The 20,868-nt window shown below is 65.9% G+C and carries 23 protein-coding genes; 17 read left to right on the top strand and 6 right to left on the bottom strand.

Annotation, left to right across the window (positions count from 1 at the left end):
• Positions 1-12: 12 nt before the first annotated feature.
• Both ACE039_RS02860 and ACE039_RS02855 read left to right on the top strand, forming a co-directional pair.
• The gene (locus tag ACE039_RS02860) at positions 13-405 is read left to right on the top strand and encodes a hypothetical protein (RefSeq protein ID WP_233214294.1); all 393 of its coding nucleotides are present in this window, start codon (positions 13-15) and stop codon (positions 403-405) included.
• On the top strand, positions 402-872 hold the full coding sequence (locus ACE039_RS02855) for a DUF2846 domain-containing protein (RefSeq protein ID WP_105559701.1): 471 nt from the start codon (positions 402-404) through the stop codon (positions 870-872). The genes ACE039_RS02860 and ACE039_RS02855 overlap by 4 nt, the downstream gene beginning before the upstream one ends.
• Positions 873-958: 86 nt before the next feature.
• On the opposite strand, the gene ppsR is transcribed toward ACE039_RS02855, so the two are convergent.
• Positions 959-1,786: a posphoenolpyruvate synthetase regulatory kinase/phosphorylase PpsR gene (ppsR, locus tag ACE039_RS02850; RefSeq protein ID WP_105559699.1), complete on the bottom strand. Its 828-nt coding sequence runs from the start codon at positions 1,784-1,786 to the stop codon at positions 959-961.
• Positions 1,787-1,966: 180 nt separating this feature from the next.
• Between ppsR and ppsA the strand changes: the two genes are divergently transcribed.
• Positions 1,967-4,330: a phosphoenolpyruvate synthase gene (gene ppsA / locus ACE039_RS02845; protein ID WP_105559698.1), complete on the top strand. Its 2,364-nt coding sequence runs from the start codon at positions 1,967-1,969 to the stop codon at positions 4,328-4,330.
• A gap of 130 nt (positions 4,331-4,460) precedes the next feature.
• Here ppsA and ACE039_RS02840 read toward each other — a convergent pair whose 3' ends face one another.
• Positions 4,461-5,246 (bottom strand): AraC family ligand binding domain-containing protein, encoded by a 786-nt coding sequence (locus ACE039_RS02840; RefSeq protein ID WP_485821635.1) that lies wholly within the window; start codon positions 5,244-5,246, stop codon positions 4,461-4,463.
• Between the two features lie 118 nt (positions 5,247-5,364).
• On the opposite strand from ACE039_RS02840, the gene ACE039_RS02835 reads away from it, so the two are divergent.
• Positions 5,365-6,147 (top strand): alpha/beta fold hydrolase, encoded by a 783-nt coding sequence (locus ACE039_RS02835; RefSeq protein WP_485821634.1) that lies wholly within the window; start codon positions 5,365-5,367, stop codon positions 6,145-6,147.
• Between the two features lie 29 nt (positions 6,148-6,176).
• Here ACE039_RS02835 and ACE039_RS02830 read toward each other — a convergent pair whose 3' ends face one another.
• A complete protein-coding gene (locus tag ACE039_RS02830; RefSeq protein WP_485821633.1) occupies positions 6,177-7,022 on the bottom strand; it encodes a bifunctional transcriptional activator/DNA repair enzyme AdaA in 846 nt (281 codons plus the stop codon).
• A 99-nt stretch (positions 7,023-7,121) separates the two neighbouring features.
• Complete coding sequence (locus ACE039_RS02825) at positions 7,122-7,859, bottom strand: glutamine amidotransferase (RefSeq protein ID WP_448708461.1); 738 nt, start codon at positions 7,857-7,859, stop codon at positions 7,122-7,124.
• Between the two features lie 169 nt (positions 7,860-8,028).
• Between ACE039_RS02825 and ACE039_RS02820 the strand changes: the two genes are divergently transcribed.
• The 3 genes from ACE039_RS02820 (at position 8,029) to ACE039_RS02810 (ending at position 10,696) form a co-directional block, all read left to right on the top strand.
• The gene (locus tag ACE039_RS02820; protein ID WP_105559695.1) at positions 8,029-8,466 is read left to right on the top strand and encodes an NfeD family protein; all 438 of its coding nucleotides are present in this window, start codon (positions 8,029-8,031) and stop codon (positions 8,464-8,466) included.
• Positions 8,467-8,556: 90 nt separating this feature from the next.
• On the top strand, positions 8,557-9,483 hold the full coding sequence (locus ACE039_RS02815; protein ID WP_485821632.1) for an SPFH domain-containing protein: 927 nt from the start codon (positions 8,557-8,559) through the stop codon (positions 9,481-9,483).
• 25 nt (positions 9,484-9,508) lie between these two features.
• On the top strand, positions 9,509-10,696 hold the full coding sequence (locus ACE039_RS02810; RefSeq protein WP_448708462.1) for a GGDEF domain-containing protein: 1,188 nt from the start codon (positions 9,509-9,511) through the stop codon (positions 10,694-10,696).
• A 2-nt stretch (positions 10,697-10,698) separates the two neighbouring features.
• On the opposite strand, the gene smpB is transcribed toward ACE039_RS02810, so the two are convergent.
• Entirely contained in the window at positions 10,699-11,172 is a 474-nt protein-coding gene (gene smpB / locus ACE039_RS02805; RefSeq protein ID WP_105559690.1) for an SsrA-binding protein SmpB, read from the bottom strand.
• Between the two features lie 152 nt (positions 11,173-11,324).
• Between smpB and ACE039_RS02800 the strand changes: the two genes are divergently transcribed.
• The 7 genes from ACE039_RS02800 to ACE039_RS02770 all read left to right on the top strand — a co-directional run bounded on the left by ACE039_RS02800 (position 11,325) and on the right by ACE039_RS02770 (position 16,833).
• A complete protein-coding gene (locus tag ACE039_RS02800; RefSeq protein ID WP_105559689.1) occupies positions 11,325-11,759 on the top strand; it encodes a type II toxin-antitoxin system RatA family toxin in 435 nt (144 codons plus the stop codon).
• A complete protein-coding gene (locus ACE039_RS02795) occupies positions 11,749-12,096 on the top strand; it encodes an RnfH family protein (protein WP_485821631.1) in 348 nt (115 codons plus the stop codon). Before ACE039_RS02800 ends, ACE039_RS02795 begins: the two co-directional genes overlap by 11 nt.
• Before the next feature lie 212 nt (positions 12,097-12,308).
• Positions 12,309-13,463 carry an acyl-CoA dehydrogenase family protein gene (locus tag ACE039_RS02790; RefSeq protein ID WP_485821630.1) on the top strand — a complete coding sequence of 385 codons (1,155 nt, stop codon included), beginning with the start codon at positions 12,309-12,311 and terminating at the stop codon, positions 13,461-13,463.
• Positions 13,460-14,635, top strand: a complete 1,176-nt coding sequence (locus ACE039_RS02785) for an enoyl-CoA hydratase/isomerase family protein (RefSeq protein WP_310027672.1) — start codon at positions 13,460-13,462, stop codon at positions 14,633-14,635. The genes ACE039_RS02790 and ACE039_RS02785 overlap by 4 nt, the downstream gene beginning before the upstream one ends.
• A gap of 102 nt (positions 14,636-14,737) precedes the next feature.
• A complete protein-coding gene (mmsB, locus tag ACE039_RS02780; protein ID WP_105559682.1) occupies positions 14,738-15,628 on the top strand; it encodes a 3-hydroxyisobutyrate dehydrogenase in 891 nt (296 codons plus the stop codon).
• A gap of 1 nt (position 15,629) precedes the next feature.
• A complete protein-coding gene (locus ACE039_RS02775) occupies positions 15,630-16,067 on the top strand; it encodes a PaaI family thioesterase (protein WP_105559681.1) in 438 nt (145 codons plus the stop codon).
• Positions 16,068-16,143: 76 nt separating this feature from the next.
• Complete coding sequence (locus tag ACE039_RS02770; RefSeq protein WP_105559679.1) at positions 16,144-16,833, top strand: VIT1/CCC1 transporter family protein; 690 nt, start codon at positions 16,144-16,146, stop codon at positions 16,831-16,833.
• Positions 16,834-16,858: 25 nt separating this feature from the next.
• Here ACE039_RS02770 and ygfZ read toward each other — a convergent pair whose 3' ends face one another.
• Positions 16,859-17,857 carry a CAF17-like 4Fe-4S cluster assembly/insertion protein YgfZ gene (gene ygfZ / locus ACE039_RS02765; RefSeq protein ID WP_485821629.1) on the bottom strand — a complete coding sequence of 333 codons (999 nt, stop codon included), beginning with the start codon at positions 17,855-17,857 and terminating at the stop codon, positions 16,859-16,861.
• A gap of 154 nt (positions 17,858-18,011) precedes the next feature.
• Between ygfZ and mltG the strand changes: the two genes are divergently transcribed.
• The 3 genes from mltG to holB are packed head-to-tail and all read left to right on the top strand — an operon-like array spanning position 18,012 to position 20,832.
• Complete coding sequence (gene mltG / locus ACE039_RS02760; protein ID WP_310027679.1) at positions 18,012-19,166, top strand: endolytic transglycosylase MltG; 1,155 nt, start codon at positions 18,012-18,014, stop codon at positions 19,164-19,166.
• Positions 19,163-19,786, top strand: coding sequence for a dTMP kinase (tmk, locus tag ACE039_RS02755; RefSeq protein ID WP_310027681.1), 624 nt, complete (start codon positions 19,163-19,165; stop codon positions 19,784-19,786). The genes mltG and tmk overlap by 4 nt, the downstream gene beginning before the upstream one ends.
• The gene (holB, locus tag ACE039_RS02750) at positions 19,783-20,832 is read left to right on the top strand and encodes a DNA polymerase III subunit delta' (RefSeq protein WP_485821628.1); all 1,050 of its coding nucleotides are present in this window, start codon (positions 19,783-19,785) and stop codon (positions 20,830-20,832) included. The genes tmk and holB overlap by 4 nt, the downstream gene beginning before the upstream one ends.
• Positions 20,833-20,868 lie beyond the last annotated feature (36 nt).

The raw sequence follows: 20,868 nt of genomic DNA, 5'->3' as shown, positions 1-20,868 counted from the left end.
GAAGGGCGTTTCATGCGGGCAGGACGGGCGTTGCTGGTGGCTGCCGCCAGTGCCTTCGCGTTGGCCGCTTGCATGTCGGTCAGCACGCAAAAAATCGCCATGGTCCCCGTGGCGCCCGCGGATCCTGTCCATACGATCCAGCTGTCCCGGGTCGTGATCGCCCCGCTGCCCAACGACAGCAGCGTCACGCTGCCGGCGGGGTCGCAGTGGCGCCGCGTGGGTGCCTTGCCGCAAGGCGACGTCTATCGCTCGCAAAGTGGTTTGTTCACGGTCCAGACCCGCCGCCAGGGCGAGGCCTACGTGGTCGCGACGTCCGGAAAAATGGTCGGTTTCTACCTTCCCGGCGAAGGCGCCTTCATGCCCTTGTCCCGCCCCGTGACGTTGCCTGTGGAGATGCGCCAATGAAAACGTGGCTGAAAATGTTGGCCGCAGCGGCCGTTGCCGTGGTGCTGGCCGGTTGCGCCGGGGGCAAGTATGAAGTGCTGGAGAATCGGATTCCGCCGATTGCCGAGGGTAAGGGGCGGATTTACTTCTATCAGCCGCAACCTTCGAACTTCGCATCGTCGCAGCAGAAGCTGCGGGTCAACAATGAAGTGGTTGGCCGCAACAAGCCGGCCAGTTTCTTCTACGTCGACCGCCCGGCGGGTAGCTATGTCGTGACCAATCTGTACTGGACGGGTGATGGCGTCAGCTTCATGCTGGATGCCGGCCAGACGCGCTATGTGCGCATCATGGCGGAATCGCTGGGCAGCACGGGCGCCGTGGGCAAGTTGTCGATGCAACTGGTCGACCCCGCCGAGCTGGCGGTGCATGAAATGCAGGGCCTGCGCTATTGGGGCGCGGCCTCGCCCGAGCGGGTGCCCGGCCTGTGATCCCGCCACGAAGCCAGCCCTGATCGGGCTTGGATGTTTGCCAACAGGGCGCGCCGATGGCGCGCCCTGTTCATTTCAACCTTGCTTCAACCGCGGTCCAATCCCACTTCCTGCAGCACCGTCGTCGCGATTTCCTCGATCGACTTGGTGGTGCTGGACAACCAGGAAATGCCTTCGCGGCGCATCATGCGCTCGGCTTCAGCGACCTCGTAACGGCATTGCTCCAGCTGCGCGTAGCGGCTGTTCGGACGACGTTCGTTGCGGACTTCAGCCAGCCGTTCGGGCTGGATGGACAGGCCGAACAGCTTGCCGCGGTGCGGCGCGATGGTCGAGGGCAGGGTGCCGCGTTCGAAATCGTCCGGCGTCAGCGGGAAGTTGGCCGCCTTGATCGCATACTGCATGGCCAGGTACAGGCTGGTAGGCGTCTTGCCGCAGCGGGACACGCCCACCAGGATCACATCGGCCTGGTCCAGCTGGTTGACGAACTGGCCGTCGTCGTGGGCCAGGCTGAAGTTGATGGCGTCGATCCGGTTTCGGTATTTTTCCGAATTGGCCTGCATGTGGGAGCGGCCGATGGAGTGGCTGGACTTCAGGCCCAGCGCCTGCTCGATGTGGCTGACGAAGGTGCCGAACAGGTCCATGAAGATGCCGTTCGCCTGGCGAACACGTGCCAGGATCTCGGGGTTGACCAGGGTGCTGAACACGATGGGCGGCACGCCGGCTTCCAGGGCGCTGCGGTCGATGCGCATGGCGACCTCGGCGGCTTTTTCCAGCGTGTCGACAAAAGGCAGGCGGATCGGCTTGAATTCCACCTCTTCGAACTGGGACAGCACCGACTGGCTGAAGGTCTCGGCGGTGATGCCGGTACTGTCGGAAACGATGTATACCGTGCGTACGATCGGGGTAGATGTCATGTGTAAAAAATTCCAACCAGTCAGATAGCCGACGGTACTCCACCGAGTACAATCAGGCCCCTATAAGTCACCCCAAGGGCGGTCCAAGGCCAGTTTGGTCAGCGTTTGAAAATGCGGAGTTTTCCGCCTATCCATGCATTGACCAAACTCGCTTTCATTCCATTGTAAAAGGTGACTTCAATGTCGTACGTTGTTTTGTTCGAGCAGCTCCGCATGACGGACGTGGACTCGGTAGGAGGCAAGAACGCATCACTAGGCGAAATGATCAGCCAGCTGTCTGGCGCGGGTGTCCGCGTGCCGGGCGGCTTTGCCACGACCGCTGACGCCTTCCGTGACTTCCTGAAGGCGTCGGGCCTGGACAAGCGCATCGCTGAACGCCTGACGACGCTGAACCCCGAAGACGTACGCGAGCTGGCCAACGCCGGCGCGGAAATCCGTCAATGGCTGGTCGAGGCCCCGTTCTCGGCCGAATTCGAATCCCAGATCCGCGAAGCCTTCGCCAAGCTGGACGCCGACGGCAAGGGCTCGTTCGCCGTGCGCTCGTCCGCCACCGCGGAAGACCTGCCCGACGCCTCGTTCGCCGGCCAGCAGGAAACCTTCCTGAACGTCGTCGGCATCGATGACGTGCTGGACAAGATCCGCCACGTGTTCGCGTCGTTGTACAACGACCGCGCCATTTCCTATCGCGTGCACAAGGGCTACGCTCACGCCGATGTGGCCTTGTCGGCCGGCATCCAGCGCATGGTGCGTTCCGACAAGGGCAGCGCCGGCGTCATGTTCACCATCGACACCGAATCGGGCTTTGAAGACGTCGTGTTCATCACGTCGTCCTATGGCCTGGGCGAAACCGTCGTGCAAGGCGCGGTCAACCCGGACGAGTTCTACGTCTTCAAGCCCACGCTGGCTCAGGGCAAATTCCCCATCGTCGGCCGCCGCATCGGCTCGAAGCTGATCAAGATGGAATTCGACCCCGAGCGTCCCGAAGGCCGTGCCGTGCGCACGGTGGACGTGCCGGTGTCCGAGCGCAACCGCTATTCGCTGACCGACGACGAGGTCAATGAACTGGCGCGCTACGCCGTCATCATCGAAAAGCACTACAAGCGCCCGATGGACATCGAGTGGGGCCGCGACGGCGTCGACGGCAAGATCTACATCCTGCAAGCGCGTCCGGAAACGGTGAAGTCGCAGCAGGGCGTGAACGACGTCCAGCAGCGCTATCGCCTGAAGGCGACCGGCCAGGTCCTGATCACCGGCCGCGCAATCGGCCAGAAGATCGGCGCGGGCCCCGTCCGTGTCGTCGCCGACATTTCGGACATGGACAAGGTTCAGCCGGGCGACGTGCTGGTCACCGACATGACGGACCCCAACTGGGAACCCGTGATGAAGCGCGCGGCCGCGATCGTGACGAACCGCGGCGGCCGTACCTGCCACGCGGCGATCATCGCGCGCGAATTGGGCATTCCGGCTGTCGTGGGCTGCGGCAACGCGACCGACCTGCTGAAGGAAGGCCAGGCCGTGACCGTGTCTTGCGCGGAAGGCGACGAAGGCCGCATTTATGACGGCCTGATCGAAACCGAAGTGGAAGAAGTGCGCCGCGGCGACATGCCCGCCATCGATCTGAAGATCATGATGAACGTGGGCAATCCGCAGTTGGCGTTCGATTTTGCGCAGATTCCGAACAGCGGCGTGGGCCTGGCTCGCCTGGAATTCATCATCAACAACAATATCGGCATTCACCCCAAGGCGGTCCTGGACTACCCGAATGTGGACGGCGAATTGAAGAAGGCCGTGGAATCGGCGGCCCGCGGGCACGCCAGCCCGCGTGCGTTCTTCGTCGAGAAGATGGCCGAAGGCGTGGCGACGATTGCCGCCGCCTTCTACCCGAAGCCGGTGATCGTGCGCATGTCGGACTTCAAGTCCAACGAGTACCGCAAGCTGGTCGGCGGTTCGCGTTACGAGCCCGAGGAAGAGAACCCCATGCTGGGCTTCCGCGGCGCGTCGCGCTACATCGCCGAAGACTTCGCCGAGTGCTTCCGCATGGAATGCGAAGCGCTGAAGAAGGTGCGCGACGACATGGGCCTGACCAACGTCGAGATCATGGTGCCGTTCGTGCGTACCGTGGGCCAGGCGGAAAAGGTCGTCAACCTGCTGGCCAAGCACGGTTTGGCGCGCGGTGAAAACGGCCTGAAGCTGATCATGATGTGCGAAGTGCCGTCCAACGCCATCCTGGCCGACGAATTCCTGCAGTACTTCGACGGCTTCTCGATCGGTTCCAACGACATGACCCAGTTGACGCTGGGCCTGGACCGCGATTCGGGCATGGAACTGCTGGCCGCCGACTTCGATGAACGCGACGAAGCCGTGAAGTTCATGCTGCGCCGCGCGATCAAGGCTTGCCTGGCCGCCAACAAGTACGTGGGTATCTGCGGCCAAGGCCCCAGCGACCACCCGGACTTTGCGCAATGGCTGAAGGACGAGGGCATCCTGTCGATGTCGCTCAACCCGGATACCGTTGTCGACACCTGGCAGCGCCTGGCCAAGTAACGACTGGCTGGCTGATCAAAAAGCCCCGCATCGGAAACGATGCGGGGCTTTTTTCTTGTCGCCGGCCTTTCCGGGCAAGAAAACGCCCTCGGGGCAGCAAGCGTGTGAAGCGTAGGGCAGGGCCTTGCGGTCACGCCGCCGGGCGCACTTCCATGTATCGGGTCGGCGTATCGCCCATCGTCCGGCGGAATGCTGAGGTGAAGGCGCTAGGGCTGGCGTAGCCCAGGTCCAACGCAACCCGGGTCACGGCCTGGCCTTGGCTCAAGCGTTCGATGGCGGCCAGCAGGCAAACCTGCTGGCGCCATGCGGCGACGCTTACGCCGGTTTGTGCACGGAACAGTCTGGTGAAGGTGCGCCGGCTCATGCCCGCGCTGGACGCCATGGCGTCCAGCCCGATCGCAATCGACGGCGCCTGGAACATTTCCCGGCACGCGCGCGCCAGGCGGGGGTCGCGCGGCAAGGGCGCATGAAGCGACAGGCGCGGCATGAACGCTATTTCCGCCGTCAGCATTGCCATCAGCTTGCCCGCTCGCCCGTGCTCGTCGTACAGGGGCGGCAGGTCGACGGCCTCTTCAAGCAAATGCTTGAGCAACGCCGAAACGCCATAGACGCAGCAATGGGCCGGCATCCGGCCGGCATCCGCCTCGCGCGGCGACAGGAAGGCATTGAGCATCGTCACGTGCCCCGACATGGTCATCTCGTGCGCCATGCCCGCGGGCAGCCAGCAGGCCCGTTGCGGCGGAACGAGCCACCGGCCGTCGGGCGTGGCGCCGCTGATGGCGCCGCGAGAGGCAAACGCGAACTGGCCTCGCCGATGCGCGTGCACGGGGAACGTCGAGTTGGCGGGGTAATCGTTCGCGGTGACGACCACGTCGCGCGGGATGTCTTCGTAGGGATCGAGCAGCGTATTGCGCATGGCCCGAATTCTATATTCATTGGCCTGTTTACGAAGGCGGGCCAGGGCAGGCGAGCCTACGATTCCATGTCGGCGGCGCGTTCGGGGGCGCCGGCTTTCCATACGCATCGGAGGCGATATGCCCAGTACTTTTCATCGCGTGGGGACGGGCCCTCACGCCGTTCTCGTCCTGCACGGCTGGTTTGGCGACGCCCGCTCGTTCGAGCCGATCGAGCCTTGGCTCTCGCGGGACGTCTACAGCTATGTGTTCATGGACTATCGCGGCTATGGCGGCAGGCGCGCAGAGCCCGGGGCATACACGATCGACGAGATCGCCGTCGACGCGCTGGCGCTTGCCGACGAACTCGGATTCCACGCCTTCAGCATGATCGGGCATTCCATGGGTGGCATGGCAATGGAACGCGTCGCCACGTTGGCCCCGGGCCGGGTGCGGGGCCTGGTGGCGATCGCTCCCGTGCCTTGCGGCGGCATCCGGTACGACGCAGCGACGCGGCGCTTGCTTGATGGTGCCGCCGGACAAGCGGAGCATCGCAGAACCATCATCGACCGCAGCACCGGCAAGCGGTTGCCCCCGGCCTGGGTGCAATGGAAGGCCGCGTATTCGGTAGCGTGTTCTTCGCCCGACGCATTCGCCGCGTATCTCCGAGCGTGGGCCGATACGGACTTCGGCGACGAGATCACGGGGCAGCATCCAGTGAAGGTGCTGGTGGGCGAACACGATCCGACGTTCAATGCGGCGTTGATGGCCGGCACCTATCTTCGCCGGTATCGCCTGGCGAGCCTTGAAGTGCTGAGGGCCGCCGGACACTATCCCATGAACGAAACGCCGCTTGCCCTGGCGGCGGCCATCGAGTCGTTCCTTGCTGAAACCGCCAAAGCGCAGGTCGTCGCCGCGCCATGACGATGGCGGGCGGCGGGGTTACGGCAAGATCAGGCCGCGTGCGCTTCCCGAGCCAGTAGCACGCGTTTGCGTTCGATGCCCCAGCGGTAGCCGGCCAGCGAGCCGTCGGTGCGAACGACGCGGTGGCAGGGAATGGCAAGCGCGATGTTGTTGGTGGCGCAGGCGCGGGCCACGGCGCGCACGGCGCGCGGCGAACCGATGCGTGCGGCGATGTCGGTGTAGGTGGCGGTCGTGCCGGCGGGAATGTCGCGCAGGGCTTCCCAGACGCGGCGCTGGAAAGCGGTGCCACGTACGTCCAGTGGCAGGTCCAGGCCACGGGAAGGGTCTTCGACGAAGCCCACCACGGCGGCCACCCAGGCTTCGAATTCCGTGTCCGCGCCGATCAGCCGGGCGGCCTTGAAGCGGTCTTGCAGGTTGCGGACCAATCGCTCGGGGTCCGCATCCAGGGCGATTTCGCAGATGCCGGTGCTGCTGGCCGCGACCAGCAGCGCGCCCAGCGAGCATTGGGCCACGGCGAAGCGGATATCCACGCCTTCGCCGTCCCTGCGGAAGGCGGTGGGGGTCATGCCCAGGATGGCCGGCGCGGCTTCATAGAAGCGGCCGCTGGAATTGAAGCCAGCCTCGTACATGGCGTCCGTGACGCTGGCGCTTTGCTTGAGCTGCTGGCGCGCGCGGCTGGCGCGCAGGGCATTGGCATACGCCTTGGGCGTGATGCCCGTGGCGGCCTTGAAGATGCGGTGGAAATGGAAACGGCTCATGCCGGCCTGTTCCGCCAGGGCGGACAGATCGGGCGGCTGCTCGGCCTCCAGGGCGCGGCAGGCGCGCTCGACGGCGGCGGCATGCTGTTTGCTCAAGGGGGCGGCGGCTGGGCTCATACGGGACTCCTGTCGGGCGCATGGTCAGATGCGCGATGACCCCATGGTCTCAAAGGCATCCGGACGCCGCACTCCGGATGTTGCGTGCGGGCAGGCCGGTCAGGCAGGCGCGTAGACATCCAGGAACCGGCGCAGCAGGCCGCCCGCCACCGGCGTCGCGCGGACATTGGCCGAGAGGTCGGGAATGTCGAGGTTTTCGGCGGCGTAGCGGCGGCCGTAGCGCTCGAGGTGCGCGCGGACGAAGTCCGGGCCGAATTCGGGGTGGAACTGGGTGGAAAACACGTTGCGGCCGATGCGGATCATTTGATGCTCGTCCAGGTCCGAGCGCGCCAGCACGGCCGAGCCGGGCGGCGGTTGCAGCACGGTCTGGGCGTGCAGCATTTGCGCGGGGAAGGTGGGCGGCAGGCCGGCAAGCAGCTTGTCGCCCGCCGCTGGCGGCAGGAGTTCGACCGTTTGCGTGCCCACTTCGCGGCCGGCGGGGTTATAGCCGACCTTGCCTCCCAGCGCGTGCGCCAGCAACTGGTGGCCGTAGCAGACGCCAAACATGGGCAGGCCGACCGTGGCGGCATCGCGCAGCCAGGCGGCGGTGTCTTCGCTCCAGGGTTCCTTGTCCGTGACCATGGCGGGCGAGCCGGTGATCAGGGCGGCGCGATAGCGGGCGGGAGCCTGGGGGCGCTGGCCCTCGTGCACGGCGACGACTTCGACGGCGTCCGTGGCCAGGCCGGCCGCTTGCGCCAGTTGTTCGGCATAGCCGCCGAACTGGCTTTTAAGCGTGTCGTCCGGATCGCCGGTGTGCAGGATCAGGACGGGTAGGGCGGAAGATATTGCAGCGGTCATGGAAGCTTGTGCGTGGAAGGGGCGGATGCCGACGATCCGGATGGGACCGCGGCATCTACGCACATCATAATCCAGTGCGAATGCTCACGAGGACGCCATCCGGCCCCGTTGCGTCCCGGAAATACGTACAATCCGCTCACGACTCATCCTTTCAGGCGACCTTAAGACTATGTGGATCTGGCTGGGACTGGCCGCGCTGGCCCTTATCGGGGAACTGGCGACGGGGACCTTCTATTTGCTGCTGGTGGCCCTGGGATTGGCGGCCGCGGGCGTTGCCGCCTGGCTGGGCGCCGGCCTGGAATGGCAACTGGTGGCGTGCGGCGTCGTGCTGCTGCTGGGCTTGCTGCTGCTACGCAAAACACGCGTCCTGAAAAAGCGCGAGGTCAATTCGGCCCGCAATGCCGACGTCAATCTGGATATCGGCCAGACGGTGGCGGTGGAAGCCTGGTCCGACCAGGGCACTACGCGCGTCTGGTATCGCGGCGCGCACTGGCAGGCCGAGCTGGCCCACGGCCAGACGCCGCGCGCCGGCGAACACATCATTACCGAACTGCGTGGTTCGATCCTGGTGCTGACCCCCCGGGGCACGCCGGGCTCGGCACAATAGAACCGGCTTGCGCCAGGCGCAGCCCGCAGCGGGCGCCCTTGCCGGCAGGTAAAGGCGCCCTCGCACTTACTCCAGGAGAGGCTTTACATCATGATCGATACTTCCACTATCGTCCTGCTCGTCGTCGTCGCGCTGGCGATCCTGATCGTCATCAAGTCGATCGCCATCGTTCCCCAGCAGCACGCCTGGGTGGTCGAGCGCCTGGGCAAGTTCGACCGCGTTCTGTCGCCCGGCGCGGGCTTCGTCATCCCGTTCATCGAGCGCGTGTCGTACAAGCACTCGCTGAAGGAAATCCCGCTGGACGTGCCCAGCCAGGTTTGCATCACGCGCGACAATACGCAATTGCAGGTCGACGGGGTGCTGTACTTCCAGGTGACGGACCCGATGCGCGCGTCCTACGGTTCGTCCAACTACATCTCGGCCATCACGCAGCTGGCGCAGACCACCTTGCGTTCCGTCATCGGCAAGATGGAACTGGACCGCACCTTCGAAGAGCGCGATTCCATCAACAGCAACATCGTGTCGTCGCTGGACGAGGCCGCGCTGAATTGGGGCGTGAAGGTCTTGCGCTACGAGATCAAGGATTTGACGCCGCCCAACGAGATCCTGCGTTCGATGCAGGCGCAGATTACCGCCGAACGTGAAAAGCGCGCGCTGATCGCGGCCTCGGAAGGCCGCCGCCAGGAACAGATCAACATCGCCACCGGCGAGCGTGAAGCTGCCATCGCCCGCTCGGAAGGCGAAAAGCAGGCGCAGATCAACCAGGCGCAGGGTGAGGCCGCCGCCGTGCTGGCGATCGCCGAAGCGACCGCCAAGGCCATCATGCAAGTCGCCGATGCCGTGAAGCATCCGGGCGGCATGGAGGCTGTGAACCTGAAGGTGGCCGAGCGCTACGTCGAGGCGTTCGGCAATGTGGCCAAGGAAGGCAATACGCTGATCCTGCCGGCCAACTTGGCGGACGTGGGCGGCATGATCGCTTCCGCCATGACCATTGTGAAGTCCACGCGCAACACTTGACACCGCGCCTTGCGGCGCCCTGGCCATGATCGCTCCCGTGAATTTGCTTTTGATAGCAGGGCTGGCGGGAGTGCTGTCCTTGTGCGTGCTGGGATCCCTGGCGCGCAGCGGCATGGCCGGCATTCGCGAAACCATACTCGCCAACTTGCTCACGCTGTTGGCGTTTTTTACGTTTGGCCTGCAGAGCACGGCGGCGCCCCTGTGGCTGTCCGTCATCGTGCCGAACTCGGCCATCGCGCTTGCGCTCTGCTCGTACTACACGGGCGTGCGGCGATTGATGGGCCTTGGCGTGCCGCGTCACCTGATGACGCTCGGTTGCCTGGCGGCACTGGGGGTGCTGCTGGGTTATACGTACGTGGATTGGCAAGTCGGGCCGCGCATCGTGGCGATGTCGCTGCTGCAGATGGGGTTTCTTCTGGCCGTGGCGTTCACCGTGCAGCGCAACATGCCGACGCACCGCTCGCGCTATAGCTACCGTTTCGTGTGGTCGGTGGCGATGGTGTCTGCCGCGATCTGCGCCGTGCGGGCCGGCGCCCACCTGCTGCACCTGGTGCCGCCGCAGACCCTGCTTGAACCCAGCGTATGGAATATTGCCTATTTGACGCTGGGCGTGTTGGTGATGCCTTGCCTGACGCTGGGCACCATCATGGTTATCCACGACCGCATGCTGGCCGACCGCGAGAACGAAGCCAATACCGATTTCCTGACCGGCCTGATGTCGCGCAAGGCGTGGTGGATGCAGGCGGAGCGGTATTGCGCGCAGGCGCTGCGCATGCGCCGGCCGTTGACCCTGCTGTTGCTGGACATTGACCACTTCAAGGCCATCAACGATACGCACGGCCATGCGGCGGGCGATGCGGTGTTGCGGCATTTTGGCTTGCTGGCGACGGCCACGCTGCGCACGGGCGACCACGTCGGCCGGGTGGGCGGCGAAGAATTCGGCGTGCTGTTCCCGGATATGCGCGGCGATGCCGTCATGGAAGTGGCGGGGCGGCTGCTGGATTCCGTGCACAGAACGCCTTGTTCGCACGGTGGCAGCACCATTTCATACACGTTCAGCGCGGGCATCGCCGAATGGCTGCCCGGCGAGAGCCTGCAGGTCTTCTTCGAAAAGGCCGACCGCAAGCTCTATGCAGCCAAGTCGGCGGGGCGCAACCGCATCGTGGGGCTGGGCGGGCAGGGCGAGCCTGCCGCGTTGGCGGCCGCCGCCTGAACTCAGTCGGCCTTGTCTTTGCGAGGGGCCCGCGTGTCGTGCTTCATGATGCGTTCTTTCTCGCGCTGCCAGTCTTTTTCGCGCGCGGTGTCGCGCTTGTCGAACATCTTCTTGCCGCGGCCCAGGGCGAAGTCCAGTTTGATGCGCCCGTTCTTGTAGTGCAGGTTCAGCGGCACCAAGGTGTAGCCGCGCTGCTCGACCTTGCCGATGAGCTTGCTGATTTCCTCGGCCTTGAGCAGCAGCTTGCGCGTGCGCATGGCGTCGGGGTGGATATGGGTGGAGGCCGTCGGCAACGGGCTGACGTGCATGCCCAGCAGGTACAGTTCGCCATCGCGTACGATGACGTAGCTTTCCTTGAGCTGCACGCGGCCATCGCGGATCGCCTTGACTTCCCAGCCTTGCAGGACAAGGCCGGCTTCGTAGCGGTCTTCGATGAAATAGTCGTGCGTGGCCTTGCGATTGTCGATAATGCTCATAACGCCTTTTTTGCCTGGGGGCTTTGCGGGTCTTTTCGGGGGGCTGACTGGCGGGGCCGGGTTGGACGTGCCACGCCGCGCTTTTCCCGTTATTAGGCCCAGGTCGTGCGGTGCCGGTAAAATCTTGCCATTCTAGCCATTTGCGATAGTCGATGCACAAAGTACAACGATCCGTCCTGGTGCCTTACAGCGCCGCCCAGATGTTCGATCTGGTCGCCGACGTGGAAAAGTACCCCGAGTTCATGCCGTGGTGTGGCGGCGCCGAGGTGCAGACCCGCGACGAACACGGCATGCAGGCCTCTATCCTGATCAGCTTCGCGGGGATGAAGCAGCGCTTCACCACGCGCAACACCCACGTGTATCCCGACCGGATCGACCTCGAGCTGGTGGATGGCCCTTTCTCCAGCCTGATCGGGCATTGGGAATTCCAGCCGCTGGCCGAAGACGCCTGCAAGGTGCTGTTCACCATGGAATACGCGTTTTCCAATCGCGCATTGGAAATGGTGGTGGGGCCCGTGTTCAACCGCATTGCGACCAGCTTCATCGATTCCTTCACCAAGCGGGCGCAGGCCAAGTATGGGGAATGAACCCACCGGCGCGGCGCTGTTGAACATCAGCGTCTGCTACGCCCTGCCGGGCCATGTGTGGCTGCGTGAAATCCAGTTGCCCGAGGGCGCGACGGTAACCGACGCGTTGGCCGCCAGCGGATTTGCGCAGGCCTTTCCCGTTGTGCAGCCGTGGGAACGCGGGGTGGGGATTTTTGGCCGCGCGACCGAGCCGCAAGCCAGGCTGGCGGACGGCGACCGCGTGGAGATCTACCGCGGGTTGAGTTTCGATCCCAAAGAGTCGCGCCGCCGCCGCGCGGAACACCGCCGCGCCAAAACGGCCAGGAACGGCAGGGTGCGCCCCGCGGGCTTGCTGTAACCCTCGCCCCTGCGGCGCCTGGGCCGCCTGGCGCGTCCTGGGGCACCGCCCACATTGTCATCAATAAGACAAATCGGCCGGTGGCAACCGGCGTAACATAAACACGGTTCGCACTTACGTTTACGTTAACGTCATGTCAAAATCGACCGGCTGACGTTCACGAGGCGGCAGCAACGCCAACAGACAATACCGATGACAACAGGAGACAGGCTGTGGACTTGGAACTGACCGACGAGCAGCGCGCGTTCGCGCAGGCCGCCCGCGACTACGCCGAAGGCGAGTTGGCGCCCCATGCGGCGCGCTGGGACGCCGAAGGCATTTTCCCGCGCGAGGCCTTCGCCCGGGCGGGCGAGATGGGCTTCTGCGCCATCTATGCCAGTGAAGAGATCGGCGGGCTGGGGCTGCCGCGCCTGGACGCCACGCTGGTGTTCGAGGAAATGGCGGCGGTGGACCCGTCGACGACCGCATTCCTGACGATCCACAACATGGCGACCTGGATGGTCGGAAAGTGGGGACAGCCCGCGTTGCGCGAGGCCTGGGGCCCAGCACTGGCCAGTGGCCAGAAGCTGGCTTCGTACTGCCTGACCGAGCCGGGCGCCGGTTCCGACGCCGCATCCCTGTCCACCCGGGCGCAGCGCGACGGCGATGACTATGTCCTGAACGGGGCCAAGGCCTTCATTTCGGGCGGCGGCGACACCGATCTGCTGGTGGTGATGGCGCGCACCGGAGGCGAAGGGGCGGGCGGCATCAGCGCGTTCGCGGTGCCGGCCGATACCCCGGGCATCAGCTACGGCCGCAAGGAAGAGAAGATGGGCTGGAACAGCCAGTCCACGCGCCCCATCACGTTCGAGAACGTGCGCGTGCCGGCCGGCAACCTGCTGGGCCAGGAAGGCGAGGGCTTCAAGATCGCCATGAAGGGCCTGGATGGCGGCCGCATCAACATCGGCACCTGCTCGGTCGGCGCGGCGCAGGGGGCCCTGGACGCCGCCCGCCGCTATATGGACGAGCGCCGCCAGTTCAACCGCCGGCTGGCGGAATTCCAGGCCTTGCAGTTCAAACTGGCCGACATGGCCACGCATCTGGTCGCGGCGCGCCAGATGGTGCGTCTGGCTGCCTGCAAGCTGGATGCGGGCGCGCAGGATGCGGCGACCTACTGCGCCATGGCCAAGCGCTTCGCGACGGATATGGGCTTCCAGATTTGCCTGGACGCGCAACAGATTCATGGCGGCTACGGATACTTGCGGGACTATCCCTTGGAGCGTCTGGTGCGCGATACTCGCGTTCATCAGATCCTGGAGGGCACCAACGAGATCATGCGCGTGATCATTGCCCGCCAATTGTTGGAAAAAGGAGCCGACATAAGATGAATGCACCGGTATTGTTCGAAGAAAGAAGTGCGGCGAACGGCATGCGGTTCGGGATCGCGACGCTGAATGCGCCGCAGACCCTGAACGGCCTGTCGCTGGAAATGGTGGACTTGCTGGCGGCGCGCCTGGACGAATGGGCGCGCGATCCGGGCGTGGCCCTGGTGGTGCTGCAAGGCGCCGGCGAGAAGGCATTCTGCGCGGGCGGCGACCTGCATGGCCTGTACCGCAGCATGGGCGAGAATCAGGGCAAGAGCGGCTGGAGCAACGCGTATGCGCGCCGCTTCTTCGAGCACGAGTACCGGCTGGACTACCGCATCCATACCTATCCGAAGCCCGTGCTGTGCTGGGGCCACGGCATCGTCATGGGGGGCGGTATCGGCTTGATGATGGGCGCCAGCCATCGCGTGGTCAGCGAGACCTCGCGGCTGGCGATGCCGGAAGTATCCATCGGCCTGTTCCCGGACGTGGGCGGAAGTTGGCTGCTGAACCGCATGCCGGGCCGCATCGGCCTGTTCCTGGCCTTGACGGGCGCGCACGTGAACACCGCTGACGCCTTCTTCGCGGGTCTGGCGGATTTCCGCTTGAACCACGCGGATTGGCCGAAGCTGCTGGCGTCGCTGGAAGAGCAACCCTGGGCCGGCCAGGGCGCGGGCGCGACGGAAACGTCGCTGGCGCCGCGTTCGTTGAATGATGGACTGCTGCGCCGCGCGTTGACGGCGCTGGAGCCGCAGACGCCGCTGGACCCGGGTCCTCTGCGCCAGCACTCGTTCCAGATCAACAACCTGTGCAACGGCAATCGGCTGGACGAGATCTACGAAGAGGTCGCGCTCTTGAAAGACCATGCCGATCCCTGGCTGGCGCGCGCGGCGACGACGATGCTGGCGGGCTCGCCGGGTTCGGTGCGCCTGGCGTTCGCCTTGCAGCAGCGCACGCGCCTGCGGTCGCTGGACGACGTGTTCCGCACCGAATACATCGCCGCGCTGGCCTGCACGGCGCACGGCGATTTCGCCGAAGGCATCCGTGCCTTGCTGGTCGACAAAGACAAGAACCCGCGCTGGAATCCGGCTGTCATGGACATGGCGACCGATGCCTGGGTGCAGAAGTTCTTTGAAGAACCGTGGCCCGAAGGCGAGCCGCATCCCCTGGCCGATCTGGGCCAGGAAGGGCGTTGACGCGCCGGCCGGTACGCACTGCGGACCGGCCACCCAAGATTTCCGTCATGCAGGTCACGATGAATCCATACCTACAGCAATAGCAACAGGAGACAAGACATCATGAGCAGTATCGCGTTTATCGGTTTGGGCAACATGGGCGCGCCCATGGCATTGAATCTGGTCAAGGCGGGCCACAGCCTGACGGTGTTCGACCTGGTGCCGGCCGCCGTCAAGCTGCTGACCGACGCTGGCGCCAAGGCGGCAGCATCCGCCTCCGAAGCCGTCAAGGGCGCCGACGTGGTCATCTCGATGCTGCCGGCCAGCAAGCACGTGGAAGGCCTGTATCTGGGCGAGGACCTGCTGGGCAAGATCCCGACCAGCGCGCTGGTCATCGAATGCAGCACCATCGCGCCGGATTCGGCGCGCAAGGTGGCGCAGGCGGCCGACGTGCGCGGCATCGCCATGATCGACGCGCCGGTGTCGGGCGGCACCGGCGGCGCGGCCGCTGGCACGCTGACGTTCATTGTCGGCGGGCAGGGCGCCGCACTGGAGCGCGCGCGCCCCGTGCTGGAGAAGATGGGCAAGAACATCTTCCACGCAGGCCCCGCAGGCGCCGGCCAGGTGGCCAAGATCTGCAACAACATGCTGCTGGGCATCCTGATGGCGGGCACGTCCGAGGCGCTGGCGCTGGGCGTGGCCAACGGCCTGGACCCGAAGGTCCTGTCCGACATCATTGCCAAGAGTTCGGGCCGCAACTGGGCCACCGAACTCTACAACCCGTGGCCGGGCGTCATGGACCATGCGCCGGCCTCGAAGGGCTATGCGGGCGGCTTCGGCGTGGACCTGATGCTGAAGGACCTGGGTCTGGCGGCCGAGGCGGCGCTGTCGGCGCGCGCCTCCATCCCGTTGGGCGAACTGGCGCGCAACCTGTATTCGCTGCATAGCTCGGGCGGATCGGGCAAGCTGGACTTCTCCAGCATCGTCAACCTGGTCAAGCGCGAGCAGGACTGACATGGCCGGGCATCACGCGCCGTCCGACCCGGCCGCACGGGTCAAGGCCAGTTTCGACCAGCAAAGCATCATGCGGCTGCTGGGCGCCGGGCTGGACGTGGTGGAGCCGGGCAGGGTGGACATCGTGCTGCCCTACCGCGCCGACCTGTGCCAGCAGAACGGTTTCCTGCATGCGGGCATTTCGACGACGATCGCCGATAGCGCGGGCGGCTATGCCGCATACACGCTATTCGGGCCCGGCGAGGACGTCCTGACCTCGGAGTTCAAGATGAACTTCCTGGCGCCGGCCAAGGGCGACCGCTTTGTCGCCAGCGGCCGGGTGGTGAAGCCAGGCAAGCGCTTGTCCATCTGCCAGGTCGAAGTACATGCGTACGAAGGCGAGCAGGCCACGATGTGCGTGATAGGCTTGCTTACCGCGGTACGCGTGACGCCGCGATGAATGCGGCGCGGTGCGCGTCCGGCCTTGGCGGCCGGGCGCATGCCGCACTTGTCACGCGCCGTTTGGGTACCGCGCAATGCCTTCAAAAGAACATCATCGGATTTTCCGCAGCAACTGGTTGCGCGCCGCTGTGCTGGGCGCCAACGATGGCATTGTCTCCACCGCCAGCCTGATCACGGGTGTGGCGGCGGCGCAGGCCACGCATGGCGCCATCCTGACGTCGGGCCTGGCCGGCCTGGTGGCGGGGGCGCTGTCGATGGCGGCAGGCGAATACGTGTCGGTGCGGTCGCAGGCCGATACCGAGGCCGCGGACCTGCGCCTCGAGCAGCGTTCGCTGAAAGGCAACTCGGAAGAAGAGTTGGCGGAATTGGTGGACATCTATGTGGGACGTGGCCTGACGCGCGACCTGGCGGGACAGGTGGCGCGCCAGTTGACCCGTCATGACGCGCTGGACGCGCACGCGCGTGACGAACTGGGCATTTCGATCCACAACCGGGCGCAGCCCGTGCAAGCCGCGATGGCTTCGGCGGCGTCGTTCGCGGGGGGCGCCGCATTGCCGCTGGTGGTGGCGGCGACCGCGCCTTTGCCCCACTTGATCCCTTGGGTGATTGGCACGTCGGTGGCCTGCCTGGCCGCGCTTGGCGCCTTGGCGGCTGGCGCCGGGGGCGCGCCCAAAGGCCCGGCCGCGTTGCGCGTGACGGTGCTGGGCGCGTTGGCGATGGCGGCAACGGCCGCCGTGGGCGCGCTGTTCGGCGTGGCCGTGTAGGGCCGGCGCCGAACGGAGAAACGTCTTAAGGCGTGATCGAGTACGGCAGGGGCGCCGTGGCGATGCGGGGGCCGTCCGCCGCGCCCAGGCGCAGATCGCCTTCGGGCAAGGCGGCCAGCGTTGTTTCGAACAGGACGGACGCCACGCCGGCGTCACTGGCAGCATCCACGACGCGGCCAATCGGTTCGCCAGGCTGGGTGGCGTCGAACACGTCCACGCCAGCCAGCGCCGCGGCTTGCAGGCTGGCGTCGGCGACGGTGCCGTAAGCCATGCGGCGTTTGACCGTGCCGCGATAGTGGCTGCGCGCCACGACTTCCTGGCCGGGATAACAACCCTTGGTGAAGCTCACGCCTTCAATGAGTTCAAGGTTGACGGTCTGCGGGATGAAGACGTCTTGCGTGGCCGTGGCGATCCAGGGGATGCCGGCGGCCAGGTCGGCCACTTGCCATTGTGACGCGGGCGCCAGGCCGAGTGCGGCAGCCAGCGGAGCGGCCTGGTCCAGTTGTTCGTCGGAGGCGATCCACCACCAGCGCAGGCGGCCGTCGGCCGCCGGCGCCGCGATCCAGGTGCCGGACGGCAGATCGGCGCGCTGCCAGGCGGCGCGGGGCAAGGCGCCGGTCACGGCTTCCAGCGCGGCGGCCTCTGTGGGCGATGCCTGGACGCCTGCGACGTTCAGGGAGGCGGCGCCCAGCTTGACCTTGGCCCGCAGCACGAACATCGACAAGCGCTTGAGCAGGGCCTGCGACAGGTCGCGGCGCACCAGGCCATACAGTTGCGGACCGTCTTCCGCGCCGGGGGCGGCGCGCCACATCACCAGGGTGGCCAGCAGGCGGCCCTTGGCGGTGCAATAGCCCGCCAGGCGGGCGGCGTCTGCGGGCAGACCGGTGACGTCCTGGGTCAGCTGGCCGTGCAGGAAGGGCAGGGCATCGGCGCCGGAAGCGCTGAAGACGACAAAATCATCCAGCGGCGCGCATTGCGCGCAACCTTCCGCGCGGACAGGGATCGAAGTGTAGAAAGCGTGCATGGCGGCGGTGTTATCGCAACATCAAAGTGCAGATGATAGCCGTCTTCCCCTTGCGGCAGGGGGCAAGCCCCCGATGGCCGCAGGGCTGCGCGGGGCACCCCGGCCCCACTTTTGCCGCGACAGTTCCGCCCGATCCATTAAACTTCTGGGACTTATGAAGAAGCGACTCCGTTTTTACGTCTTGTGGTCATTCCTGCTCATCGTGATTGCCGCCGCGGCGGCCGTGGGCGCCGCATGGAGCTGGATGCACCGGCCCATGCAGTTACCGGCCGACAGGATCGATTTTGTAGTGGACCCGGGCAGCAGCCCGCGCACGGTCGCGCGCGCGCTCAATGCGGTCGGCGTACCCATGTGGGAACCCGGCTTTGTGTGGATGGCGCGCCTGACGGAACAGGACAAGCTGATGAAGGCCGGGGGGTACCAGGCCATCAACGGCGATACGCCCTTGTTGCTGCTGGAGCGGCTGGCGCGGGGTGACATGACCCAGCGCCAGATCACCTTCCTGGAAGGCTGGACATTCCGCCAGATCCGCCAGGCGCTGCGCGAGAATCCGGATATCAAGCAGACCTTGGGCGACGTCAGCGATGAAGCGCTGATGGAACGGCTGGGCTCGGACATCAAGCACCCCGAGGGGCTGTTCTTCCCCGACACCTATGTCTTCACGCCCGGCAGCACCGATTACGATCTGCTGCGCCGCGCCTATCAGGAAGGGCAGCGCATCCTGCAGGATACCTGGGCCAAGCGCCAGTCCGACCTGCCGGTGGCTACCCCTTACGAGGCGCTGGTGCTGGCGTCGATCATCGAAAAGGAAACGGGCCACGGCCCCGATCGCCGCCGCGTGTCCGGCGTGTTCACCAACCGCTTGAAGATCGGCATGTTGCTGCAGACCGATCCCACCGTCATCTACGGAATGGGCGAGAACTACCAGGGGCGGATCCGCAAGCGCGACCTGCAAACCGATACCCCGTGGAACACCTATACCCGGCCGGGCCTGCCTCCCACGCCGATCGCGGCGGCTGGCCGGGCGGCGCTGCTGGCCGCGGTGCAGCCCGAGCAGCACAAGTACCTGTTCTTCGTGTCGCGGGGTAACGGCACCAGCGAATTCGCGGAGAACCTGTCGGGACATAATCGCAATGTTTCCCGGTACATCCTGGGCCAGGGCCAGACCGTGCGTCCGGCGGCGGTGCCGGCGCCTGCTGCCGCGCCAGCGCCTGCGGGCGCACCCGCCGCGGCGCCCGCCGATGCTGGCCCGGCGGCTGACGCCAACCCCGACACCCACTCCGAAACAGAACAAGGACAAGATCAATGACCTCACGCGGACGCTTCATTACGCTTGAGGGCGTGGACGGCGCGGGCAAGAGCACCCACACCGTCTGGATCGCGGACTTTTTGCGCGGCCAGGGCGTGGACGTGGTGTCCACGCGCGAACCCGGCGGCACGCCGCTGGGCGAGAAGCTGCGCGCCCTGGTGTTGACCGACACCATGGGGCTGGATACCGAAACCCTGCTGATGTTCGCGGCCCGCTGCGAGCATGCGCGCCAGGTGATCGAACCGGCGCTGGCGCGCGGCGCATGGGTCGTGTGCGACCGCTATACCGACGCCACCTACGCCTACCAGGGCGGCGGGCGCGGCTTGGGCGCTGCGCGCATTGCCGTGCTGGAAACCTGGATGCAGGCGGGCCAGCCCGACCGCACCTGGCTCTTCGATGTGCCGCTGGATGTGGCGCGTGCCCGGTTGGCCGATGCGCGCGAACCGGACCGTTTCGAACGCGAGGGCGCGGCGTTCTTCGAGCGCACCCGCGAGGCCTATCATGCCCGCGCGAAGGCCGACCCCGGCCGCATCCATATCGTGGATTCCACGCAGTCCATCGAACAGATCCGCACGGAACTGGAAGCCGGGCTGCGCGCACTGCTGGCTGCCGACGCATGAGCGCACCCCAATTCCTGCCTTGGCAGATGGACACGGCGCGATCCTGGCTGGGCAATCGCGACCGTTTCGCCCATGCCTGGCTGGTGCACGGCCTGGCCGGCATCGGCAAACTGGACTTCGCGATCGCCGCCGCCGCAAGCCTGCTGTGCGAGACGCCCGAGAACGGCCTGGCTTGTGGCCATTGCGCGGCCTGTGCCTGGTTTGCCAGCGGCAACCACCCCGACTTGCGCCGTATCCGTCCCGAAGCCGTGGCCGTGGAAGAGGGGGCTGACGCCGCTGAACCGGCTGAAGACGCCGAACCCGCCACCGGATCCGCCAAGCGCGCGCCGTCCAAGGAAATCCGCATCGACCAGATCCGTTCACTGGAGTCGTGGTTCAACACCGCGACGCACCGGGGCGGGTGGCGCGTGGCGCTGTTGTATCCGGCGCACGCGCTGAACGTGGTGTCGTCCAACGCGTTGCTCAAGGTCTTGGAAGAGCCGCCTCCGCATACGGTCTTCCTGCTGGTGGCCGACGCCCCGGACCGCCTGTTGCCGACGCTGGTGTCGCGCTGCCGGCGTTTGCCGCTGCCGGCGCCGGATCCGGATACCGCGCTGCAATGGCTGCGCGGGCAGAACGTTGAACCCGCGAAGGAATGGCTGGCGGCAGCCGGCGGCGCGCCATTGGCCGCGCTGCGCCTGGCGCAGGCGGGCGACGCACCATGTCCGCCGTGGTTGTCACAGCTGATCGGCCCGCTTGCGCAGGGCCAGTCGCCTGATGTCGGCACGTTGGCCGAATTGCTGGAAAAGGTGCCGGCCAGTGAATGGATCGACGCGTTGCAACGCGTTTATACCGACCTGATGCTGGCTAGCGCGGCGGCGCCGGTGCGCTACTTTCCGGCGCTGGCGGCGGGCGTTGCCCAGGTTGCCGCGCGCATGGACAAGGCACGCGTGGCCGAAGCCGCGCGCTGGCTGACGCGGCAGCGCGCCCTGGCCACCCATCCGCTGAACGCCAAGCTTTTCGCGCACGCCACCCTGCAACGCGTGGTGCTATCCTGCCAGGCGTAAGTCCCTGATCCCATGGCGTTTCTCCCGGAAACGGAA

It is taken from the genome of Achromobacter maghribensis, from assembly GCF_057334215.1.
Note: the sequence above shows the minus strand (reverse complement) of the source record. Positions and strands in the feature narration are given on the sequence as shown.